At 37.8% G+C, this 18460-nt stretch carries 14 protein-coding genes; 8 read left to right on the top strand and 6 right to left on the bottom strand.

Annotation, left to right across the window (positions count from 1 at the left end; genetic code table 11):
* Positions 1-16: 16 nt before the first annotated feature.
* Positions 17-1417, top strand: coding sequence for a tryptophanase (gene tnaA, locus AACQ83_RS07795; RefSeq protein ID WP_112877066.1), 1401 nt, complete (start codon positions 17-19; stop codon positions 1415-1417).
* Between the two features lie 79 nt (positions 1418-1496).
* Complete coding sequence (gene mtr, locus AACQ83_RS07790) at positions 1497-2741, top strand: tryptophan permease (protein ID WP_112877065.1); 1245 nt, start codon at positions 1497-1499, stop codon at positions 2739-2741.
* A gap of 348 nt (positions 2742-3089) precedes the next feature.
* Here mtr and AACQ83_RS24585 read toward each other — a convergent pair whose 3' ends face one another.
* The 3 genes from AACQ83_RS24585 to AACQ83_RS24575 are packed head-to-tail and all read right to left on the bottom strand — an operon-like array spanning position 3090 to position 3748.
* Positions 3090-3377 carry a Tm-1-like ATP-binding domain-containing protein gene (locus AACQ83_RS24585; protein WP_240000732.1) on the bottom strand — a complete coding sequence of 96 codons (288 nt, stop codon included), beginning with the start codon at positions 3375-3377 and terminating at the stop codon, positions 3090-3092.
* Positions 3328-3600: a Tm-1-like ATP-binding domain-containing protein gene (locus AACQ83_RS24580; protein WP_445260525.1), complete on the bottom strand. Its 273-nt coding sequence runs from the start codon at positions 3598-3600 to the stop codon at positions 3328-3330. The genes AACQ83_RS24585 and AACQ83_RS24580 overlap by 50 nt, the downstream gene beginning before the upstream one ends.
* A gap of 4 nt (positions 3601-3604) precedes the next feature.
* Complete coding sequence (locus AACQ83_RS24575; RefSeq protein ID WP_445260524.1) at positions 3605-3748, bottom strand: Tm-1-like ATP-binding domain-containing protein; 144 nt, start codon at positions 3746-3748, stop codon at positions 3605-3607.
* A gap of 352 nt (positions 3749-4100) precedes the next feature.
* On the opposite strand from AACQ83_RS24575, the gene AACQ83_RS07780 reads away from it, so the two are divergent.
* From AACQ83_RS07780 to AACQ83_RS07755, 6 genes are all read left to right on the top strand, one after another.
* Positions 4101-4727: a TetR/AcrR family transcriptional regulator gene (locus AACQ83_RS07780; RefSeq protein ID WP_112877064.1), complete on the top strand. Its 627-nt coding sequence runs from the start codon at positions 4101-4103 to the stop codon at positions 4725-4727.
* 112 nt (positions 4728-4839) lie between these two features.
* Positions 4840-5814 (top strand): threo-3-hydroxy-L-aspartate ammonia-lyase, encoded by a 975-nt coding sequence (locus AACQ83_RS07775; protein ID WP_112877063.1) that lies wholly within the window; start codon positions 4840-4842, stop codon positions 5812-5814.
* A gap of 390 nt (positions 5815-6204) precedes the next feature.
* Positions 6205-8526: a COG1470 family protein gene (locus tag AACQ83_RS07770; RefSeq protein ID WP_112877062.1), complete on the top strand. Its 2322-nt coding sequence runs from the start codon at positions 6205-6207 to the stop codon at positions 8524-8526.
* 134 nt (positions 8527-8660) lie between these two features.
* Positions 8661-11549, top strand: coding sequence for a Tc toxin subunit A (locus tag AACQ83_RS07765; protein WP_158537763.1), 2889 nt, complete (start codon positions 8661-8663; stop codon positions 11547-11549).
* A gap of 48 nt (positions 11550-11597) precedes the next feature.
* Complete coding sequence (locus AACQ83_RS07760) at positions 11598-16010, top strand: Tc toxin subunit A-related protein (RefSeq protein WP_112877060.1); 4413 nt, start codon at positions 11598-11600, stop codon at positions 16008-16010.
* A 105-nt stretch (positions 16011-16115) separates the two neighbouring features.
* Positions 16116-16325 carry a type II toxin-antitoxin system HicB family antitoxin gene (locus tag AACQ83_RS07755; RefSeq protein WP_240000731.1) on the top strand — a complete coding sequence of 70 codons (210 nt, stop codon included), beginning with the start codon at positions 16116-16118 and terminating at the stop codon, positions 16323-16325.
* 251 nt (positions 16326-16576) lie between these two features.
* On the opposite strand, the gene AACQ83_RS07750 is transcribed toward AACQ83_RS07755, so the two are convergent.
* From AACQ83_RS07750 to fbpC, 3 genes are all read right to left on the bottom strand, one after another.
* The gene (locus tag AACQ83_RS07750) at positions 16577-16888 is read right to left on the bottom strand and encodes a helix-turn-helix domain-containing protein (RefSeq protein WP_112877059.1); all 312 of its coding nucleotides are present in this window, start codon (positions 16886-16888) and stop codon (positions 16577-16579) included.
* Entirely contained in the window at positions 16885-17217 is a 333-nt protein-coding gene (locus AACQ83_RS07745; RefSeq protein ID WP_112877058.1) for a type II toxin-antitoxin system RelE/ParE family toxin, read from the bottom strand. Before AACQ83_RS07745 ends, AACQ83_RS07750 begins: the two co-directional genes overlap by 4 nt.
* A gap of 181 nt (positions 17218-17398) precedes the next feature.
* Entirely contained in the window at positions 17399-18454 is a 1056-nt protein-coding gene (gene fbpC / locus AACQ83_RS07740; RefSeq protein ID WP_112877057.1) for a ferric ABC transporter ATP-binding protein, read from the bottom strand.
* Positions 18455-18460 lie beyond the last annotated feature (6 nt).

Genomic DNA, 18460 nt, shown 5'->3' with positions numbered 1-18460 from the left:
TTGGATAAATATATATATGAAACGTATTCCAGAACCTTTCCGTATTAAAATGGTAGAAAATATTCGCATGACTACTCGTGCCGAACGTGAAAAAGCATTGGAAGAAGCCGGATATAATCCATTCCTATTGCCCAGTGATGTGGTTTATATTGATTTGCTGACAGATTCTGGTACCGGAGCAATGAGCGATCGCCAGTGGGCGGGGATGATGATGGGGGATGAGGCTTATGCAGGTTCCCGTAACTATTATCGTCTATGTGATAAAGTTAATGAACTGATTGGTTATCAATATACTATTCCAACCCATCAAGGGCGTGGAGCAGAGCAGATTTTATTTCCGACATTAATTGCCCGTAAAAAAGCACAAGGTGGTGCAACGCATCCGGTCTTTATTTCTAATTTCCATTTTGATACGACTGCGGCTCATGTGGAATTAAATGGCGCGAAAGCGATTAATGTTGTTACACCAAAAGCCTTTGATACCACCACCTATTATGATTGGAAAGGTGATTTTGATATTGATGAATTGAAAAAAACGATAGCAGAACATGGCGTTGATAATGTTGTCGCGATTATTACAACCGTTACCTGTAATAGCTCTGGTGGTCAGCCAATCTCTATGGCTAATATGAAAGCCGTATATGAGATTGCAAAGCAACATGATATTCCTGTGGTAATTGATTCAGCCCGTTTCTGTGAAAATGCCTGGTTTATTAAGCAAAGAGAAAAGGGCTATGAAAATAAATCCGTTAAACAGATCGTCAAGGAGATGTATCAATATGGCGATATGTTAACAATGTCAGCTAAAAAAGACCCCTTGGTTAATATTGGTGGTCTTTGTTGTGTTCGTGATGATGAAGATCTCTTTAATGAAGTGCGTACCCGCTGTGTGCCAATGGAAGGATTTGTGACTTATGGCGGTCTCGCCGGACGCGATATGGAGGCATTAGTAATTGGTCTTGAAGAGGGGATGAATGAGGATTATCTGGCATATCGTATTAATCAGGTGGCTTATTTAGGTAATAGATTAAGAGATGCAGGTATTCCTATTCAATATCCAACCGGTGGTCATGCTGTATTTGTTGATGCTAAATTATTATTACCGCATATTCCGGGGGAACAATTCCCTGCTCATGCACTGAATAATGAATTATATCTGGAGGCGGGAATAAGAAGTGTGGAAATTGGTTCTTTGTTATTGGGGCGTGATCCAACAACCGGAAAACAGAAACCATCACCAATGGAACTTTTGCGATTAACGATTCCTCGTCGCGTCTATACTAATGATCATATGGATTATGTTGTAGAAGCTTTTATTTCCTTGAAGGAGCGAATTCCTCAGATTAAAGGATTAACGTTTACTTATGAGCCATCCGTATTACGGCATTTCGTTGCAAGATTAAAACCAATTAAATAATAAAAATCGGGATGCTTCTTGTTTAAGGGCATCCTCCATTATACTTCCTATCATATAAAGCCACGCTAGGGTAACATATATGGCTACTTTGCCGATAAAAAAATCGTCTCCATCTCTATTTGGCGGCGCCATGATCATTGGTGGAACGATTATTGGTGCGGGCATGTTTTCTTTACCGGTTGTCATGTCAGGAGCATGGTTTTACTGGTCAATTGCCACTTTGATTTTTACCTGGTTTTGCATGTTGCACTCAGGATTAATGATATTGGAAGCCAATCTTAATTATCGAATTGGCTCAAGTTTCAGTACTATAACAAAAGATCTATTAGGCAATGGTTGGAATATCATTAATGGTATTACCCTTGCTTTTGTTTTATATATACTGACTTACGCTTATATTTCCGCGAGCGGATCGATTATTCAACATGCTATGCGAGAAGTATCGATAGATTTTTCACCTGGGCTTGCTGGTTTTTTATTTGCCCTTGTTGTTGCATTTATTGTCTGGTTAAGTACTAAAACTGTCAGTCGGATAACATCGATTATTCTTGGTGCTAAGGTATTAACTTTCTTTATGACGTTTGGCGGTTTGGTTTATAACGTTAAACCGGCGGTATTATTTAATACAATTGAAGTAAATCCGACTTACTGGCCTTATGTATTAATGACTTTACCTTTCTGTCTGGCCTCCTTTGGATATCATGGCAATGTTCCTAGCCTGATGAAGTATTATGGAAAAGAGCCAGAAAAAATAAAGAGATGCCTGTTTATTGGGACATCAATGGCCTTGGTGCTTTATTTGATCTGGTTGATTGGAACAATGGGAAATATTTCCCGGCTTGATTTTGCCGAAATCATAGCAAAGGGGGGCAATATTGATGTTTTAGTTCAATCATTAAGTGGAGGATTGAACAGTTCTGCTCTGGGCTTATTATTGACTCTCTTTTCTAACTTTGCGGTTGCCAGCTCATTCCTTGGTGTCACGCTTGGGTTGTTTGATTACCTAGCTGATCTGCTTAAGTTTGACGATACCAAGCTAGGGCGCTTTAAAACGGTATTAGTGACATTTCTTCCGCCAATGGTTGGTGGAATGATTTATCCGAATGGTTTTATTTATGCGATTGGTTTTGCTGGCCTTGCTGCAACCGTTTGGGCTGCTATCGTTCCCGCATTACTTGCCAGAGCATCCCGTAAACGATTTGGTAGCCCTATGTATCGAGTGTGGGGAGGCAATGTGATGATCGGCTTAATTTTGCTGTTTGGCGTACTAAATGCTGCTGCTCATATCTTATCAAATTTTAACCTATTGCCTGTTTATTCATAAAAAAACTCCTGCGGTGGGGGGCCGCAGGAGCCTGGTGTTGACGGAAATAAGCTCCGAAAGGGAGAAAACAAAGCCGGTATGTTTATGTTTTAATTTAGTTTGTTAACTCCTAACATCTTACAGCAGGGTTATTAACAGGAAGTTCTTATGGCTTCCCTTTAGAACACGAATAATAAACTGCTTTAATTTATTTTAGTACAACGTCCTGACAGACACGTCGTAAGTTCATCACTGATAGAACAATAGCATTAGAATGCCCTCTTTTGGCAACTTTTTGCCTAGTCATTAATTAGTTGTATATAATCTTTCAGTGTCAGTGTTGTTTTTGCAACGGTATTACCGCTGGTGCTAAACCATCATTTGCCGGTATTCGTTAATCACTTGTTGGCAAAAATCAGGTGAATTCACATGATGAGGGCTTTTAATTAGTTGTCTATTTTCCGTTTCTATCAATGTAGCTGCAAAATCTTGGATAAGTGATTGATTATTATCATGATTATAGAACGGCTCATCTTTAATATCCAGAGCGGAAAAACCACCTTCTGGAATAATAAATTTTACTTTTCCTTCGCACTGATTAAGTTTTTCAGCAATCCAGGTTTCCATTTGTCGGTTCTCTTCCTGTATGGTGCGCATTAATGTTACTTGCGAATTGTGACGGTAAAATTACCGGTGTAATCAGTGCGGTCCCGCAGGAGCCTCCCAGACCTAGAATTGCTAAAACATCAGTTTGTTTTGATAAAAAAAGATTGAAGGCGACTGATATTGCGGAAACGGCTTTCCCCTGATCACCACAAAAACAGCTTCTTTGCCTTGCGGGTGATGCTCTGCTACTGTTTGGACTGTGTAATATCCGCACCTCTTTACGGTGAGTCAGATTGAGTAGACAAATCCACAGTTCGAACGGCAAGGCCCGCTTTTTTGATCAGATCCCTGACGTAGAAAATTTCTGCGCGCTTGGTATCAAAAATAGTAGCGATATAAACATAGCCTTGGCTTTTTTTCATTATATACCCGTTATCTTTCAAGTTGCCTCTTTGTTGGCTGCACTCGCTCACCCCGGTCACATCGTTATCTATGCTCCCGGGGATTCACTCCCTTGCCGTCGCGATGCATCTTGAAATCCATAGGGTATAATTGTGAATACTTCCCTAGTGCTGACGACTCATTCATGGACAGATTATAGTCAAGATGAGACTTAAGTATCACTGTAGTATTACCAAATTGAGATTGTCATCCCATTTAATACATAAATAAAATGAATTAATTTGGTCGTTTTGTAGATGGTTGAGTAGAGTGATGATAGCGAAAATATTTTAACCATAAGTGTTAATGTTGCGATTTTTATGGTGAAGAGTTATGGCAATGATAGATTCGAAGACGAAAACTCATTTTACTGGTACTCGGAAAAAAACTTATACATTGCTAATCAATGCGGCATTGGAGCTTTTTGAACAGAGAGCGATACCTTCGGTTTCTGAATTGGCAATGCATGCTGGTGTTTCCAGGGCAACAGCATACCGCTATTTTCCGACACAAAGTGATTTAATTGATGCGATTGTTGGTGCCAGCCTTGGGCCGATCCTCACTTGGCAGCCTGCTAGTGAAAAGACCGAGGAGCGGATTGCTGAGTTGTTGGATTTTGCTTATCCTCGAATGTTTCAATACGAAGGCGCGTTGCGTGCTGCCCTGTTAGTTTCCTTGCAACAATGGGCTCAGGGATGTTTATCTGAGGGTAAGCAGGAAAAGAAACTGGTACGTGGGCATCGTAAAGATATCCTTGCCATGGTTGTTGAACCATTAAAAGGGCATTTTCCGCCGGATACTTTGGAAAATGTCATTCGATCTTTTTCCCTAATTTATGGCTCCGAGGTCTTTCTGGTGATGAAAGATATCTGGCAGATGGATAATGCGGAAATTATTGAGATCACTAAATGGATGGCAAAAGCGATAATTAATCAAGCGTACAGAGATTCTGAATTATAGGTATTGTTTATAGGTATTGTAGTAAGTCAATTTAGTCACAACCTTTACTATTGACGAATTTTTCTGGTGTGGATATTTTGTCTGATATTTTATATAACTTGCGGTTATTCCTATGAAAAATATTCCTGTTTATGATGATGTCATTGCTGCTGCCCGGCGAATAGAAGTTTGTGCTTACCGTACTCCGGTCCTGACTTCCCGCACTGCTGATGAAATGACAGAAGCCAAGTTATTTTTTAAATGTGAAAATTATCAGCGAATGGGAGCCTTTAAATTTCGTGGTGCTTTTAATGCGTTATCACAATTTAATGATGAACAGCGCCGCAATGGGGTTGTGACTTATTCATCGGGTAATCATGCTCAGGCGATTTCATTGGCGGCTCGTATACTGAATATTTCGGCGACAATCATCATGCCGTTCGATGCGCCAGTGGCTAAGGTAGCGGCGACCAGAGGTTATGGTGGTAAAATTGTTTTTTATGATCGTTATACGGACGATCGTGAACAAATTAGCCGTGAATTATCAGAAAAGCAGGGATTGACCTTAATTCCTCCTTATGATCATCCGCATATTATTGCCGGACAGGGAACTGCGGCAAAAGAGTTGTTTGAAGAGGTCGGTGAACTGAATGCGTTGTTTGTCTGTCTTGGTGGAGGAGGGCTGCTTTCAGGAAGTGCGCTTGCAGCTCGCCATTTCTCTCCTGGATGTAAAATTTATGGTGTAGAGCCGGAAACCGGTAATGACGCTCAGCAATCATTTCGTCAGGGCAAAATTATTCACATCGATACGCCTAAAACTATTGCTGATGGCGCACAAACTCAACATCTTGGGCAATATACTTTCGATATTATTCGGAAAAATGTTGATGATATTTTCACTGTTTCTGATGAAGAATTGGTGGATGCAATGCGTTTTTATACGGAAAGAATGAAAATGGTTGTCGAACCGACTGGCTGCTTGAGTTTTGCAGCTGCCCGCAAAATGTGTGAACTATTGCGAGGCCAGAGGGTAGGGATTATTGTCAGTGGCGGTAATGTGGATATCGAACGTTACTGCTCGTTGCTGGCAAAACAACCTCAGACGTAATAAGTCACGCAGAAGGGGTTCTTGATATTCGCAGAAATTATAATCTATGTTTTATAGTGTAATTATTGCCTTTTGTATTTGAATATTAATTATATGGCTAATATTATATATTACCCGTTACATGTTTTTTGTTAATATTTCCCTGTATTATATTTTCATTAATATATGTTATGCTTATCATATATATCCTAATTGATTATTAATCTATCAGGGTAAATTGAATAATATATATTTTTCATTCAACTTATGTCTAAGTTGGCAATAGAGCACAAATATAAATTATTCTAGTGATTACTTTCATATTATTGAATTAATATGATGGCGGCAGCTATTGTCTAATACGCTTCCTCTAATAACAAATTTTTTATGACGTCTAAAATAGGTGACTATATGATCACAGAAAATAGCATTATTAATGATTTTAACGGTAAAACGAAGACTCTTGGATGGGATATTGTTGCTGCCTATGATAGAACTAAAATAAATATGCTTTTTGAACAGCAATATGTGAGAAAAGTGAGTGAAGGTACACATTTTTCACCTATTTTTTGGGAAAGCGGAAATAAAAAGATAAAATTTGACAACTTGATATTGGGAGTGCCGTTAATTTCCTTTGAAAATTCATCAATTGAACGTTCTCAGGCAACGGTAAAATTAAATTTTATTTCTGGCACGATAATAGAACTTTATGATGATGGTAGAGTAAAGAATTATCAAAGAATTACGCCGAATAATGATTACCATATGACAATAACCGTAGACTTGATTGCGGCGACAGGTTCTGTTGGTAATGATGGAAAAGTTGTCGTGGAGTTTAAAACAGGAGCTTTGGGGGTAGTCAATGTTATTGACGATGCGCCAGCCGAAGTCAGGGAGTTTTTCCGTAATTGGCTCAAAGATAATGACGTAACTTATGAGTTAGGTATTTTAAAGCTGGATAATACGGCTGGACTGGTTCCAAAAATGTTTAAGATTAGAACTCAACCTGCACCCGGTGCTAATTTATATGGTTCTGATAATTATGGTCATGGGGCGGTGTTGTTATTTATTGCAACAAACTATAATCCTAACGGTGGGGTATTACCGACTAGCTCAAATAATTTCCCTTATTTGATACCGGATAATCGATCTGCGGTATTAATTATCAGTAATAAGATACTTTTTGAGAATATTCTTAAGCCTCAATATGAACATTTATTACCTAGCTCAACGGGTGTAAATTTAGAATTGGTCAAGATTGATAGCCAGAAAGATGACTCAGCCAAATATTTGAATATAACAAACGGATATTCTGAAAGTGACGAGCCTGTACAATATAAAAGAGGACATTATACAGTATGGACAGGATTGGTTGAATATAATGGTACCACTAGTATTTGGCCAGAAAAGGTAAAAATCCCTTATTCTGGAATGTATATTAAACCTGGAAAAGAAAAAATCATTTTTTCTGGAGTAGGTAATAATAGCCAGCCCTATCACTTTACTCAAAATGTCGGTGTTTTGGAAAATAGTCTAATAAGTGGTCATTATTCTAAACAAAAAATTGATTTCTATGTTGACGGTTCAATTGATATTACTCCTAAAGTTATCTCTAATGATGAAATTGAGTTGGAATCAAATTATGGAATGAGAACCGAATATGACAAACAAGGCTCATCTGGTTGGGGAGGGCTTATAGGCCCTGATTTTGAATCAGAGTTTATTGATAAAACAGCAGAAATTGTTAAAGGTGTTGTTGAAAATAAATTAACCAAAGTTGCAGAGGTTGAATTAGATAGCATTAGTCTATTTGCCGTTAATCACCTTTTATTCCCTGAAAGCAATTATCTTGAATTTGATAAAGTATATGTGCCTGGGGATATGGTGCTATTTGGTGATATTTCTCCAACATCAACCGCTTTTAAAATCAATGATCTTCAATTAACTATGCCAGTGAAAACTAAGCATAAATTTACAACTAATACCAATGCAACGGTAAATTGGTCTATTACTCCAGCAGAATTGGGGAGTATTAATGCAAATACAGGAGATTACATGGCACCGACTAAGATAAAAGGGAATAGTCAAATTGTGACAATTACTGCGACAGACTCAAGCACAAATGCTAAAGCTTCAGCGGTTGTCACTCTGTTGCCTTCCTCAGTATCGATTAGCCCTTCTTTTGTTGTTATTAATGAAAATGATGTTAATAAGAATGTCAATTTTACTGTTTATGGCAATAAGAAAGTGAATTGGAGTGTGGAAACGGGTACTGGTTATGGTGGTGTTGATGCGAATGGCAAATATACGCCTCCAGCCTCTTTTCCGGCCGGATATAATATGGTTACGGTGACGGCTGTTGCTGATAATGGTGATTTAGATAAAGTTAATATTCTGCTTATTAGTAAAAGTACTATAGCAGAATTCAAGATTGATCCGAGTTATAGTAAAGAGTTATTAACACCCGATGAAGTAACGAAATTCTCTTCTATGGGTAATGATTTGACTTCTCCAAGTGAATGGAGCCTTATGCCTGCAAGAGGAAATATTAAGGTAGGTGAGCCAGAAGTTATAAAAGATGAGTTTGGTAATGACATCGAAAAGTATACTGCAACTTATACTGCACCAAGTGATATTACTTGTTCAGAAATTGTTTTACTCAGAGTGACACATAAAAATAAACCCAATCGTGCGGGATATGCTTTGATTACACTTGAGCCGAAAATCAGTTAATAGTTAACGACTTTTAATAACCACCAGATGATGCAATAAATTTCTTATTATTTATTGCATCTCTGTTCTCTAATCTATTATTTTTTAGAAAAAAACATCCATCCTATATATTTCCGATGAATAAAGGCGATCCTATGAATAATGATATCAGCCCGTTGCTAAAGAAATTAGGTAATAAATATAACTTTACCGATAAGATAATTGAATCAGATTGTAAATCTATTTTTGATATTATAAGAATACCCCGTAATCTATTTTTAGATAAGTATAATTCAAATCATCAGGCAGAAGATATTTATGATACAGCAAACAGCTATGCTATACAAATAGCGCGTAAATTTCGCCAGCAGCATTACACTCATAATACATATGCCAGGAGTTATTCTTCTCTTTCATTAAAAGAAGGTCCCCAATATCAATCCTTATTTCAAGATAATTGGCAGCAATACTGTCCAAATGGCGCACCGGAAGCAAATAATTCACCGGTTGCTTATTTAGCAGAGATTTATAAATTAGCGATGGATATTGAATACAATGCGGGTGCTGAGGCCATTAAAATAGATGAGCGCCGCTCTGATTTAGCGCATTTAATGCTGGATGAAGTGAGTATTAATCAAGAGATTTCAACACTGTCATTGGTTAATGCTATGCTAAATCAACGTTTGGAAGCTATGCTAAGACAACAAGGAAAGACCAATTTATCCAGTTATGATCTTTTGGCTAATGTACGTTATCCATTTCAACTTCCTTATGATTATGCACAAAACCAAATTAATCTAACATTTGATAATAAAAAACTTTTTTGTTTGGAAATGGTGCAACAGACAGATAAGAGTTATCCTTATTTTCTTAAATCCAATCTGAATACTGCTAATGGAGAATTTGTGGCACCTTTAGCAAATCAGTTAGGAATTTCTCAGCAAAAAATAATTAATGAGCCATTGAATCCCTCTAATAGCCAATTCTATCAGGATAATTACGGTGTTAATAATGCAGAGCTACTTGAGTTGTTATCAACTTTTATTACACAAACAGCTCTCTCTGTCGCGGAGGTTGAGCAATTATTATGTATAAAAGGAATATCGACAAATAAAGAGGCTGCATTAGAGCAAAATAATGTGAGACTATCTCAAAATGTGCTTAATTTAGGTATACCTGCGGCTCCTTATCGTTATGGTGCCGTTTTTATTAATGGGCCGAATGCAAAAGAGAGTGATTTTCTACATTTGTATCGTGAGTTTGCCTCAAGTGGTAATTTACCACAAGCGGTAAATAAATTATCCGGTGTGAATCATGAACGCTTTGATAGGTTAAATCGCATGATACGATTGTGGAAATGGATTAAATTGCCGGTAGATAAAATTGATTTATTGGTAACTGCAACGATGCGGGCAGAAGGGGATGCAAATAAACAATTACAGATGAATGATAATACCTTACGTATGTTAGGTGTTTTTCATCATTGGAGTAAAAAATATCATATTTCACCTGATGATTTTGCTGCGTTGATATATCAAATTACGCCCTTTTCGATAGGTACAGCGATTCCTTTTTTTGATCAGATATTCAATTTATCTTCGCTATTTGATGCACCATTGGTGATAGATGATTGTGAGTTTTATTCAGAGAAAAAACAGGATGATACTATCATTAGTAAGTTGTGTGCTGGATTGAAAATTAAAGCGAAAGATTTTTCTTTATTAGCACCATTAGTTGCTGAATCGATGGATAAAAAGAGTTTAACATGTTCACTTTCTGTTGTTTCTGCGTTTTATCGTATTGTGCAACTGTCGAGAATTTTGGGGTTAACACCACAGGAAGGTGTAGTTCTTTTAACGTTGATAGGTGGAAATAAAGTATTAAAACAGGTCGCGGGTATGCCTTATTTATCGCAATCAGGAAATAATAGGCAAACAGATATTCTGGATATTATGATTGCAATGGATCAAACTACAGAATGGTTGAGAATAAATAAATTATCTGTTGGTACTCTTCAACTATTCTTATTACCAGCTAATGAAGTTGTTATGACAGGAAATGCGGCGCAAGTGGCTTTTATTAATCAAGTTGGATTGCATCGTAATTCAGAGAGTTTAACCCTGGAAAGTTTATCATCAAATATCGTACCAGCATTAGATAATAATGGTGATTTGATTGATTGGTTAACTCCACGTCAAATTGTTTTAAATGCAGTATCTCATCAAAAATATGGTTTAGTTAAGCCTGATGTTAATATTACTGATGAAATTAATAAAGCGATAAAAAGTATATTACTTGATGAGAAAGTCAAAGTATCTATTACTGAACAATGGTCTGCAATTATTACTCAAGCTCAATCTGCACAAAATGCAATATCGGCCAGTATGTTAGTAAATGCATTTCAGTTATCACAACCGTTTCCTTTATTTATTTTAAATTGGATTGGCTCAAGTAGCTACGATTTTTTATTGAAATCATTTGAACTGTTTGATAAGAAAAATTTACAACCAGAGATGATCGGTCAGGATTATTTGATACTGATGTATGATTTATCGCGATATATTTCAGTGATTAAGACTTTTCAACTGAGTACTGTGATGTTAAGTCATTTTTCTGAACATCCTGAATGGTTTGGCTGCCAGAGCACGCAACTTTCTTTATCGGTTATTTATTATTTCAGTCGCTATCGGGATTGGATGCAATTAGTTGCTTGTTTAAATAACGTGGAAGATAAAATATTTCGTTATTTACAGCTAGTTAATATGGATGGTCAAAATAACGATAAAGCTAATATAGTGAAGATATTAACTGAACTATTGTCATGGCAGAGTGATGAAGTGCTATTAGCTAATTCGTATATTATTGGCAAAGAAGATAATATAGCAAAAACGTTGGCCGAAATAGATATCATGATGAGACTTAAAGTTTGGTCTGAGGAAATGGCACTTTCCATGCGTTCATTGTTAGCGACAATAAATATTAATGCTCATTCCTCTTATGAGGATTATAAACAGGTTGGTACAGCGATAGTCGCAACTCTGTAAATATAATTGTCATGATGGAATAACAAATTTTTAATAGAGGTTCAGGATATGAAAAATATTGTTTCTAAAAAATTAGCTGAGAATGTTCGTGATGGATTGGTGAGTTATTACTTGGGGCATATTTCAAAAACAGCTAATGTACCTGATTTAAAAACGCCGGATGATTTGTATCAATATTTACTTATTGATAATCAGGTATCTAGTCAGGTTAATACCAGTGTCGTTGCTCAAGCGATTTCCAGTGTTCAGCAATATATTAATGGTATTATGCTTAATATGGAACCCGGGTATGATTATCAATATGAAGATAAAGTAGAAAAATGGAATAATGTTTTAAGCCAATATAATATTTGGGCGGGTTTTCAACAATTATGGAATTATCCAGAGAATTATATTAGCCCTATATTACGTCAAGGTAAAACAAGTGATTTTAAGGAGTTAGAGGATAATTTAAATAAAGGGAAATTGAGTGACGAGGTTGTTCAGGAAGCCATATTGAATTACTTGAATAAATTTGAAGAGATAAGTAACTTAGAGTTAATGAGTGGCTATATCAATACGACTAAAGAATTAGCCCCCGCTCAGGCTGAATATTATTTTATTGGTAAAATGAATATTACGCCAGGTCAATATTACTGGCGATCGCTGAATATGGCTAATCGAAATATGCAAGATATCATTAATCCTACCGCTTGGAAAGAGTGGGAGAAAATTGGCATTCCTGCTACTGGGGAAGTGATTAAGATCCGGCCAATTGTTATTGATGGTCGTCTTCATATCATTTGGTTAGCGCATGAAGCTAATAATAAAGAAGAAAATTATTATAGTATTAATTTGATATATCGAAAATTTAATGGTGAATGGAGTCTTCCAAATAAATTACGCACTTTTACTGGTGATAAGATTAAAGTTAATAGTGGTTTTGAACTAATTGCATTAATGGATTTGCGAGCTGAGCCTGTATTAGTTATTTCTGCTATTTATAAAACGGAAAAATTAAATAATAATATATCAGAAGAAGATTATCATCCATACTCTTGTAATTTACTATTTAATGAAGTTCCTGTGCCTAAGGTTGGTAAGCAGCCATTAGATATTTATATTTATCAACAGATTAAATCTAATCCTACGGAAGATCTTGCACAATCAAATATGTTGTCAGCCTATTTTGGGGATGCATATAAATTAGTTGATAAGCCTGTTTATTTGGAGTCAAAAAGTTACCCTGGGCTTGCGACAGGGAAAATGACACTATTTGCTGAAATGGGTAGTAGAAAACTACGTCTCCGTGGTAATAATAGTTTGTCGATTGGGAAAGAGATTATTAAATCTGTAGCATGTGATATTGATCTTAAACGTAAAGCTAGTGGAGCAGGAAAGGTTAATATTTCACTTGCTGATGGCGCTAAAGAAAATAATGGAAAAATAACAGTTTCTGTCGTGGTGACTATAAATGATAATAGTTATGAATCAGGTGACTATTTTTATATTATGTTTAATTCCAGTCAGAGTGGTTATCCTGAGCTGAAAGTTAATTTTTCTGAATGGGGACAAAAGCAAGGTAATGCCTATCATTTTACCAAAGAAATGGAAGTACCACTGTTTGGACTAAAAGAAGCTAAAGCATTTAGTTCAGAACTCAATAAATATGGTGGTAAGCTTGTTGCTTCTGGCGATGGAACGCCAAAAGTAGATATTGATCAGTCAGATTATCGGGAGGCTGATTTCTGTTTATGGAATATTAACGGGGGAAGCGATAGTCTGTTATATTCAGAACGCCAATTACTTAATGGAAAGAGTATTATTCCTACTGTAGAACTTGATCTCGATAAAATAAATGGTAAGGATTCGAGTGTATTTTTAAAATTAGGTTATAAGAAAGAGGGTGAAGATGCGGACTTAGGTTATAACTATTATGAAGTTAAACTAAATAAAACGCCTTATCCTAATTTACTGTTGGCCTATGATAAAAAAACGCAAGCGCAGTATCTGGATATTACTGAATTACAATTTAAATATCGATCTATTAGATTAAATACCCTATTTGGCAAGGAGCTTATTGCGCGGGCTAACCATTCTATTGCTGATGTACTGAGTTGGGAGGCTCAACATATTAATGAACCGCCTATCCTGGGGAGTAATGAAAATAATGATTCAGCGCTTAATGGAGCAAATAGTATTTATTTCTGGGAGCTTTTCTTCCATGTGCCTTATTTAGTTGCGTATCAACTCAATGCTTCACAACAATATCAGGATGCCCAAAACTGGTTGCATTATATTTTCAATCCAGGAGTAAAAAATAAGGCTAATGGTAGCCCAAACTATTGGAATTGCAGCCTGTTACAGGTTTCCCAAGATAGCTCAGTACAACTAAAAGGATTACAAGATCCAGATGCGATAGCTTATGCAGATCCGGTACATTATAAGAAAGCCATATTTCAAATGTATGTGCAGAACTTAATTGATTTTGGTGATAGTTTTTATCGCTTTCTGACCAATGACGGATTGAATAATGCTAAATTACGCTATCTCCAAGCACAACAATTACTGGGTCCCAGACCCGATTTTGATTTAGTCAGTCATTGGCTACCTGTTGAATTGGCAGATATTACCTCTTCAAAGAATAATAAATTACGCGAATTTGAGAGTAATATTGATCCAGACATATTAATTGATCTTCCAGCCACTAAAGTCGGTGCTCATACGGCGGTGGATAATGCTATTTTCCGACTGCCTTTGAACAATGATTTATTGTGGTATTGGGATATTTTATCCAGCAGATTTTATAATTTGCGTCACAACTTGACTTTAGATGGTAAACCTTTGTCGTTACCATTATATGCAACACCGGTTGATCCAAAAAATCTGCTTGCTTTACTAGCAAATGGTGGATCATTATTGGCAGCAGGTAGTACGGGTATTTTGAATATACCGCCTTATCGTTTCCGGGCATTATTACCCAGTGTTTATCATGCAGTAGATACATTAAGTCATTTTGGTGATTTACTCTTGAGTGCCCAAGAACGTAAAGATTGCGCGGAACAGGAAGAGTTGAATCAATTACATTTGAAAGATTTAGCTATTTTTGCTATTTCATTGCAGAAAGATGCTGTCGCAATTGCTGAAAAAGGGAAAGAGGCATTATTAAAAAGTCAGCAGACATTACAGCAGCGGATTGATCATTATCAGGCGCTTTATGATGAAAACATTTCTACAGATGAAACCAATGCTCTGAATTTACAAGGTACGGCAAAAATTATTTCTTCTGTTGAGGAAGGAATGTTAACTGCCGCCGGTGCCGCCTCGTTGATACCTAGCATTGCGGGAACGTCATTTGGCGGACAACGATGGCATATGCCGCTTGTTTGTTCTGCGGGTATTACACGTACTGCATCATTAATCATGCAAATGGCGAGTGATACATTGAGTGTTAAAGCGGGTTATAACCGGCGACGTGAAGAGTGGGAGATTCAATATAAACAGGCGGAAAGTGAGCTGGAAATGTTAAAAAAACAGCTTGAACAGCAAGAGGCGCAAATCTCCGCCGCGAATACAACATTACAACAATCTCAGGCTCAATTGCAAAAAGAGCAGGATATGTATCAGTTTCTTACAGTGACCAGAGTAACGAAATCTTCTCTTTATCAATGGCTGAATGATCAGATGATGTCATTATATCGTCAGGCTTACGATGCGGTGCTTTCGCTATGTTTAAATGCACAAGCATGCTGGCAATATGAAATGGGGGATTTTGCCACACAATTCATTGTGCAAAATAGTTGGGACGATAACCATAATGGTTTATTGGTAGGAGAAAAGATTAAACTGAATCTACTGAAAATGGAATCGGCTTATTTGAATCGCAATGAACGTCGTTTAGAGTTAACTAAAACGATCTCGTTAAAAAATCTATTATCTGATACGAAAAAATGGGCAGAGATTCAATCTGAACTTAAAACCGGTGAAGGAATGACATTTATACTGAATGAAAAGTTATTTGATCAAGATTATGCCGGGCATTATTTACGTCAAATTACTTCTGTATCGGTTACACTGCCGACATTAATGGGTCCTTATCAGGATATTAAAGCGACCTTAACTCAAACGAAAAGTTATACGTTGAAAACGCCGGATATTAATGGTGTGAAATATTTACTGTCAAATAAGGAGGGCGATAATAAGCAGATTGTCACCAATTTGAGAGCGAGTCAACAAATCGCACTTTCATCAGGGATTAATGATAGCGGTACATTTAATCTTAATTTCGGTGATGATCGCTATTTACCTTTTGAAGGAACCGGGGCGGTTTCTGACTGGAAACTCACCTTCCCATCAGCGGCAACAGATAGTATACAGCGAGATATTCTGGATAATTTGACCGATATTATTTTGCATGTACGTTATACTGCGAAAGATGGCGGTGAGGCATTTGCTGGTCAGGTAAGAGAGCTACTTAAATAATATGTTTATTTGTCGCTGTTTTTGTATTTAATATTTAATCAGGAATCTGGTAAATTTATTTCTATTATTTGCCAGGTTCTTGCTGTTTTAATTGGGGATTGAGATATGATGAACAGTACATTAAAAATTGCCGGCCATGTGGCTGTTGTCACTTTTGACCTAGAAATAGAGATGTTTCGCGGTGAGTTTGTCGGGTTAAGTGGTGGTGCTGACTTTTACGCTTATAACATTGGTGAGTTGAAGGAAGAGGGCGTTAAATCTCTGGTTATCTTCTTTGATGAGTGTAAAAAAGACGGCATAGAACCTTACAAGTAAAACTTTACAAATTGTATAGTGGCAAAGTTAGCACAGGTTTGTCACCAGAGCGTCACCGGGCGTTTGCTATTACTGCACAAGCATCAATCAATCTATCAATGAACTGCTTATTGCCTGAATGGGCAATTGGCGCATAGCTTCTTCAAGCGGAAGGATTATTGGTTTTTCACAATCAGCCCGCTACGGCATGGGAGCTGTCAGGTAAAAGTGAAATTCAGCGCATTAAGCACGGGATCTCACTTTTGCAAGGATTAAACGGCGGGTAACTCGGTTAAAGCGACTTCCGGCTCGCTTATCTCAATATGCCGAATATACAGACCTGCATGAGCCATCATTGCAATCAGTTTATCCACACTGAAAAGCTGTATTTTCCCTCTGGCAAGTTCTGAAACACGGGGTTGGGTAATCCCTAACATTCTGGCGGCTTCAGCCTGGGTAAATCCCCTTTTTGCTATCCATTCATTGAGCATATTCATTAGCTGCGCTCGGATCTTCATGTTTTCGGCTTGTTCCGATGTATCACTGATCGCGTCCCATACGTTTTCAAAAGTCTGTATTTTCATAATTTCCGTTCCTGTATAAGTGCTTTAAAGCGTTTTCTGGCAAGCTCCACATCCTGCTTACTGGTCGCCTGTGTTTTCTTTTGAAAGCAGTGCAGTACATAAACAGCTTCTTCAAATCTAGCGATATACATCGCCCGATAAATACCGCTTTCGTCCCTTACACGAATTTCGCGAACGCCAGTTCCTACAATAGTTAATGGCTTCCAGTCATCTGGCTCCAGCCCCTGTTGCACACGATCAAGCTGAAACCCAATGTTCTGTCTGGCGTCTTCGGGAAAAGACCGTAAATCGTCAAGGCTGCTATCGATAAAACTAAGATGTTTCCGCATTTGATATCCATTATACTAAATTTTGTATATCCAATCATACGTTTTTTTGTATATAAGGCTAGGATAATCTTAAAAATAAAAAATGAGGGCGTTGATTTGGTCATTGAAAAACATTCTTGAGGGTTACAGGCCGCCAACTGGCGGCCTCTTGATCGGAAAGTCAGGATTTTTTGCAATCAAATTAACGGCTGCTTTGCTCTGCCAAAATAAACATCCCAAACGGATGAATTTCCAGATAGTAATTATCGCCGACATTGGGTTGCAATTGGGTGGCGTTAATCTGTAATAACAGCGTTTGCCCTTGCCAATCTACTGTGACTTCATATTGTGGCCCCATGTAAGCCACATGGCTGATGGTGCAGCGTTGGCTGATATTTCCATCCCGGTTCAGGGTAATGGCTTCCGGTCTGACGCCTACCGTTACCGATTGTCGGTTGGTGGTAAAGTTTGCTGGTCGTGGCAGGCGATATTGGAAAATCTCGACATAATCAGCACCTAAAGTCGCCGGGAAGATATTGGCATCTCCCATAAAACTTGCCATAAACTCAGATGCTGGCTGGCGATAGAGTGTTTGTGGCGTGCCAATTTGCATGATTTTACCTTTATTCATCACCAGTACCGCATCGGAAACTGCAAATGCCTCACTTTGATCATGAGTAACGTATAGCGAGGTGATATTAAATTGCTGCTGTAATTCGCGGATTTTCTCGCGCATACTGCGGCGCAGATTAGCATCAAGGTTACTCAGCGGTTCATCGAAAAGTAACACTTTAGGTTTGAGGATCAGTGCGCGAGCGAGAGCAACACGCTGTTGCTGCCCGCCAGAGATTTGGTCTACGTAACGATCGTCAAAGCCGCCTAAGTCCACCAGCTCCAGTGCCTCTTTAACCCGTTCGCGTATCTCCGTTTTAGGCCGTCCTAACATTTTCAGCCCGTAGCCAATATTTTCCCCCAGTGACATATGCGGGAATAGGGCATAGGACTGAAATACCATACAGATGTCCCGTTGCTGAATAGAGCGATCTGTAACGTCTTCACCGTCAATGAAAATCTTACCTTCACTAGGTTTCTCCAACCCGGCGACCAGACGCAATACGGTGGTTTTACCGCAGCCGGATGGCCCTAGCAGCGTGACCATATGTCCCTGCGGAATAGATAGTTCCAGATTATCGATCACGGTGTTGCTACCGAACCGTTTGGTTACATTTTTCAGTTCGACAAAATTTTGTTGTGTCATATCGTC

Origin of the sequence: Photorhabdus sp. S10-54, from assembly GCF_963878145.1 — a bacterium.
GTDB lineage: Bacteria > Pseudomonadota > Gammaproteobacteria > Enterobacterales > Enterobacteriaceae > Photorhabdus > Photorhabdus kayaii.
Note: the sequence above shows the minus strand (reverse complement) of the source record. Positions and strands in the feature narration are given on the sequence as shown.

What these genes read in the sequence shown, in the direction of transcription:
- fbpC (WP_112877057.1), bottom strand. Translation starts at nt 18,454, where the DNA reads ATGACACAACAAAATTTTGTCGAACTGAAAAATGTAACCAAACGGTTC.
- AACQ83_RS24585 (WP_240000732.1), bottom strand. Translation starts at nt 3,377, where the DNA reads ATGCGCACCATACAGGAAGAGAACCGACAAATGGAAACCTGGATTGCT.
- AACQ83_RS07760 (WP_112877060.1), top strand. Translation starts at nt 11,598, where the DNA reads ATGAAAAATATTGTTTCTAAAAAATTAGCTGAGAATGTTCGTGATGGA.
- AACQ83_RS07770 (WP_112877062.1), top strand. Translation starts at nt 6,205, where the DNA reads ATGATCACAGAAAATAGCATTATTAATGATTTTAACGGTAAAACGAAG.
- AACQ83_RS07750 (WP_112877059.1), bottom strand. Translation starts at nt 16,888, where the DNA reads ATGAAAATACAGACTTTTGAAAACGTATGGGACGCGATCAGTGATACA.
- AACQ83_RS07745 (WP_112877058.1), bottom strand. Translation starts at nt 17,217, where the DNA reads ATGCGGAAACATCTTAGTTTTATCGATAGCAGCCTTGACGATTTACGG.
- AACQ83_RS07780 (WP_112877064.1), top strand. Translation starts at nt 4,101, where the DNA reads ATGGCAATGATAGATTCGAAGACGAAAACTCATTTTACTGGTACTCGG.
- AACQ83_RS07765 (WP_158537763.1), top strand. Translation starts at nt 8,661, where the DNA reads ATGAATAATGATATCAGCCCGTTGCTAAAGAAATTAGGTAATAAATAT.
- AACQ83_RS07755 (WP_240000731.1), top strand. Translation starts at nt 16,116, where the DNA reads ATGATGAACAGTACATTAAAAATTGCCGGCCATGTGGCTGTTGTCACT.
- mtr (WP_112877065.1), top strand. Translation starts at nt 1,497, where the DNA reads ATGGCTACTTTGCCGATAAAAAAATCGTCTCCATCTCTATTTGGCGGC.
- tnaA (WP_112877066.1), top strand. Translation starts at nt 17, where the DNA reads ATGAAACGTATTCCAGAACCTTTCCGTATTAAAATGGTAGAAAATATT.
- AACQ83_RS24575 (WP_445260524.1), bottom strand. Translation starts at nt 3,748, where the DNA reads ATGAAAAAAAGCCAAGGCTATGTTTATATCGCTACTATTTTTGATACC.
- AACQ83_RS07775 (WP_112877063.1), top strand. Translation starts at nt 4,840, where the DNA reads ATGAAAAATATTCCTGTTTATGATGATGTCATTGCTGCTGCCCGGCGA.